At 39.2% G+C, this 5817-nt stretch carries 1 protein-coding gene; it reads left to right on the top strand.

The genetic code is table 11. From position 1 onward, the window contains the following. The coding region (locus AACV33_RS20825; RefSeq protein ID WP_182700603.1) for a tandem large repeat at window positions 1–5817 on the top strand (5817 nt) is incomplete at both ends.

A 5817-nucleotide genomic window follows, 5' to 3' on the forward strand; every position in this document is an offset into this window, starting at 1 on the left:
CCTTCTGGGATCGACGATTCTAGCCATCCGCCAGAATTTGAACCTTCTTGGACCAATACGACTGGTGTCAATCAAGTTATTTCTGGGATGACTTTTTTACCGGACAGCAGTAATAATCAGTTCAATCATCGTTATACATTTGATTTCAACTCGGAATCTATTGACTACGCGGGGATTCATTCTTTTGATTTAGATGTCAGTGTGGCAGATATTCATGGTAATGATTATGGTTTCACATCAGTGCCTTATAGCACGATGTTTATTGTGGATAACAAGGGGCCAGAATTTGAATATCACGCCCCTTTTTATGGGTTAGTTGATGATAAGGGAGATGATTACGACGAATATACTTATTTGAATCTAAACACAAAACTTAGTCTCACCTTTATTGTTAGTGATGTAGTTGGTGATGTAAAAGATGTTCGCCAGATAATTTTAACAAAAGATGGAACAACGCCAATAACGCTAACCAAAGAAAACTTCTACGTTAATAACAATGAGCAATTAGTGGTTTCGTTATGTAAAGACAGTATTTGTGATGGTGATTCTGACGTTATTGTTGATCTCGATGATGGTAATTGGAGTTTTTCGTTAGAAGGGACTGACTTATTAGGGAATCAAGTTCGTGCGCAAGACATGACCACGCCGAAACATATTTTAAACATCGACTCTTCTGCGCCAGAAGTAACAACGGGGACCAGTGCTAAATTTTTAGGTGGGAACCAAAAATGGAACCCTAATGGAGTGATCCTTTGGGGATCGTTAAGCGCAGCAAAAGACATTAAAATTAAGTTAAATAGACCTGGATCAAGTTGGGTCGATCTTGTTGAATGTTCTATTGAGAAGGGGGAGTCTTGCAATGATTACCCAGCTTATTTAACAGGAACCGCGCCTAATTATGAAGTGCAACTTGTGGCGGAGCACTTTGATCATGGGGTTGATAATCAGTTTAAAATTACCGCGATTAATGCGGCTTTTCCAAGTAATAGCGGTGAAGGCACACATACATTTAAAGTCGATAAAAATGGACCCAATATTCTTCTTTCATCAACGCCATTAAAAGATACCTTATCGAGTGGTAATAATGTCATGGGCCGTAATTTTGATATTAATATAACTAACGTGACTGATGATTCTGCAGTGGCCACTCTCTCTGTTTTTCAAGAAAAAAATGATGGAACAAGAGTACCACTTAAAGAGAATATTTCAGTAGAAAGCCCTGAAAACCCATTTGAAATTACATTAAAAAGTGAAAACACAGATCGAATAGAGCTTGCTGCTGAAAGTAATCTTGTTGACCTTATTGTTGAAGCATCAGATGAGTTTGGATTTATAAGTAATACCAATAAAATAGGTATGATTTACGATATCGAAGGGCCTTCAATTGCGTTAACTAATTACTCGTCTTCTGAATATTACCGCTCTAATTATATTTTTAATCTTAACGCGTTAGATCTTAGTTTAACGGGAAACACTTCAGCTTCTGGAGTAAGTCAAGATAGCGTTAACTATTGGGTTTATAGTGGCAGTGAACCTGCTGAGGGGGATTCTGGTAATTCACCTTCTGTAAGTGAACCAAACTCCATTCCATTAGATGTGCCGAACGGATTAACTGAAGTCAATTTAAAAATATTGGCTAAAGACGTTCGAGGTAACGAAAGTAATCAAATTCCCTTTGTTGTAAAGATTAATGAAGCGATACCGTTAACTGAGTTTTCTATGACTTATAGTGATGGAGCTGCTATTGAAAATAATATCGCAACAGAGAAAAAAGACATTAAGTTGATTCTAAAGATAGAAGATAAGAGTGGCATTGCATCCATAGTAAGTAGCTATAAATTAGAAGGTGTCGCAGGAAGTAATACAATTAACTTTTCTCAAACAGTAGATCCTAAAGTCTGGGAAGCGACGTTAAGCCCTAATGTTGATGGGACTTATCTTATTTCAGCAACGATAACAAACAATACAAAAGCAAACAAAGAGAGTGAAATACTGAAATCAGAGATTAACCCAACATTAATGGTTCAGACAGAAGGCGTAGAATTAAGTATTACTCAGCCTATAAACTTTGTCTCACATATCTCAAATAAAGATCTGAATGTTGAATTTGAAAAAGTAAATGAAGCCGGAATTAAAACGCTTGAATGCTGGGTTAGAGAAAACTATACCGATGAAGGTGTGCCTGATGATAAAACGTATTATAAGATTAACAATGAACCTAAAAATCCAGAATGTAGCATTACTTTAGATAAGAATTTCTTAGACAACCCAGTATTAATTACGAAAACCGTAGGAACAAATGCGGCTGAAAAAATACAAAAATTCAGTTTCAAAATGGTAGATGTAGAAGCACCATATATTCCGTATGTGAAAGACAAGACAGGCTATGCTTTACAGTCTTCTGAGGTTATTTTTGAAGGGGAGCCTGAAGTTAAGAAATTACAACTTAACATAGATTATGTTGATTTAGACTCAAACTTAGATTTAACTGAATTACCGAAATTAGTCGCCAACGGGGTAACATTTGATCCGGTTACGTGCGAAAAATCGACGGGTAATAGCTCTCTTGTTAGCTGTGAGTATAAAGAGGATTACGTTAAGTTAATTCGAAGAGTTGACCCTACACATTATGTTTCATCACCTAATGTTATTGATAATGCTGGAAATACGATAGCTAGTAATGATAGAAAGTTTGAATTAATTATTCCAACTGGCGAGTTTACTACTGAGATCACGAACCTTGTTGATAATCAGTATATTAACGGTAAAGAAATTACTTTTGATTTTAGAGTTAAGCTATTTAAAGAGTCAAGTTTGTATGATGTGACTGTTTCTGTTGCTGGTAAGACATACTCGCTTAAGGATGACGATCCTACTGATCCGCACTTTCAAGATTTTAGAACTTGTGCGGATGATATTGAGGCGACTTGTTCGACATTTAATGGTCAACTACCGGATGATTATGCATTAGATAATGTAAATATTAAGTTAGTTGCAACGGATGTTTGGGGTAATACAGCGTCAAGTTCGAGATTGGTATTGTTAGATAATGAAGCGCCGACTATTGGGGATACTTACCAATTATCACCTGGGGATAGTACTGATAAAGTTCGCTTAACGTTTGATATTTCAGATAATATTTCAGGAAGCGGTTTAAATAAAGTGACTTATTCTATATCGGACATTAGCTTTGAAGAAACAAAAACGGCTGATTTTAATTATATTGATGTAGATAAAGATCAGATTAAAGATAAAGAGATTATTTCAGTCACAATTACAGCGAGTGATAATGTTGGCTTGGAGACGGTTAAGAGAATCGCTATTGATTTGGGTAAACCTGAACTAACGTTAGAAATTGAAGGGAGCTCAGAGTTGCTTGGTAATAAAGTCGCATTAAAAGAGCGCATACAGGACTTTACTATTAAATCGGTACCAACAGAATCGATTAAGATGAAAGGGTTTACTTTAACGTTAACAAATGACGCTGAAACCATTTCTGAACTTGGTGATTTTGTTGGCGACTCGGGTACGACTCAATTCTCATTTAATGACAGTCAACAAGGTGAATACAAATTAACCTTAGTTGCTACCGACAGTATTGGCCGTGAGATTGCAAGTTTTACCTATGATGAGATGGACTTTAATGCTTCTGGGGCGACGAGTTACGTTGATTTTGTTGAGCCAACTATCGGGACTGTTAACGGAGAACAAATCACTCCGCTACCAACGAATGATCTGTATGAATATGAAGTGACGTCGATCATACAAGACGCAAATCTCAATGAGAACAGTATAGTGTCAACGCTCACTGTGGGTTCTCAGACATATTCACCTAAAACAACGTCTAAACCAAGCTCACCAACAGAGCCTTATGTATTTCATTATTTAGTGCCTTCAGGTAATTATGTTGCATCTGTAAAAGCGACAGACTTCATTACTCAAGAGGGAGGAAATACTGGCGCTATCACGGTTGCTGAAGCGACGGTTCCAGAGTTAACGATTACGAGTAGTAATAGTGATTTGGGTTCTGAAACGACGTCAATAATCACGTTTACGTTTAATGAAGATGTCATTGAGTTTACGAAAGATGATGTTGTATTAAGTGCCAGTGATTCTGGTGCTACGGGGTCATTAGATACGTCAACTTGGACTGCTGGCCCTGCCCAAAGTTGGACTGCTGTTTATACGGCTCCAAAAGGGGAGAATAAAACAATAACCATTTCAGTCGCAGAAGGGAGTTACACCAGTACGATTACGGTTCCTGGTAATGCAGCGACAACAGATGTTGAAATTAAAGGCGTGATACCTACGGTTTCAAGTACAGTTTTCAATCCAATACATTCAGACAGTTTAAAGACCGTTGGAGTGACGGTTAATTTCTCAACGAATGTGTCGAATGTTAAAGCGACATTATCGGCGACAGAAATTAAGTGGACTGCTGGTCAAGAATCAGATCAATGGATTGGAACGGTCTTAGTTCCAGTTAGTTCGGATGACCAATTAGTATTGGTTGTTTCTGAGTACAGTGATACTTATGGAAATATTGGAGAAGCAGACAATAGCGGTGTGTTGTATCTAACGCCAAAGATCATCGTTGATCCTATCTCTGATGGCATGATTAATGAAGATGAAGTGATGAACGTAGTCGTTAACGGTACCACGAATCGATTTGATGAAGCTGAAGAGATTATTTTAACGTTTACCAATTCGGGTGATAGTAATACGCTAAAGGACATAAAGGCCGATATTGATAGTAACGGCCGTTGGACTGCGCCAGCTCAAGATTTATCTGGTTGGGCTGATGGGACTATCACAGTAACGGCAAATGGTTCAAATCAACAAAGTATTGCAGCAGAACAAGTCCTACAAACAACAAAATTAGCAACCGCGAAGCCGACTGTTACATCCATAGTGTCAGATCCAAATTTTGGTGATACGGGAGACAGAGTCAAAGTGACAGCGACGTTCTCGACGCCAGTTACAAATGCGACGGTAATGCTTAGCGGAAATACCGTGACTTGGACTGCTGGTACAGATACGGCTGAATGGGTTGGTGAGGTTCTAGTTCCTGATGGGGGCGTAAATACTCAGTTAAGTTACAGTGTCACTGATTTTGTCGATGAAAATGGAAATACCGGTGATGCGGATAATAGTAATGTTTTATATCTAACCCCATCAATCACGATTACTCCAATTACTGGCGGAGTGATTAACGAGAGTGACGCGGCCAATCTTATTATTAGCGGAACAACGACTCGTTTTGACGCAGGTAAAGAGATCACGGTTGCGTTTAGCAATTCGGCCGATGCGAAGAGCGATTCGGTGATTGCGACAGTGGGCAGTGACGGCACTTGGACAGCGGCAGGTACTAATTTAAGCAGTTGGAGTGATGGCACGATCACCGTAAAAGCAACGGGCTCAAACCAACACAACATCGCTGCGGAAGAAGCATCAGAAACGGCTCAACTTTCGACAGTGAAACCAACGTTAACGTCCGTGGTATCAAACCCTACATCGGGTAAAACAGGCGATAAAATTGGAGTTACGGCGACTTTCTCTGTTGCCGTAGATAATGCGACGGCGACATTAGGCACAAATGATGTGACGTGGAGTTCGGGTCAAGGCTCAGCAACATGGATTGGTGAAGTGGAAATTCCGAGTTCATCAGCAGCAGATACAGAGTTTACTTATACGGTGAAAGGGTTCAGTGATACTCACGGCAATCTTGGCGATGAATCGACAAGTGGTGCCGTGTACTTAACCCCGTCAATCACGATTACTCCAATTACTGGCGGAGTGATTAACGAGACTGACGCG

The sequence above is a fragment of the Aliivibrio sp. SR45-2 genome (assembly GCF_963890165.1).
Taxonomy (GTDB): Bacteria; Pseudomonadota; Gammaproteobacteria; order Enterobacterales; family Vibrionaceae; genus Aliivibrio; species Aliivibrio salmonicida.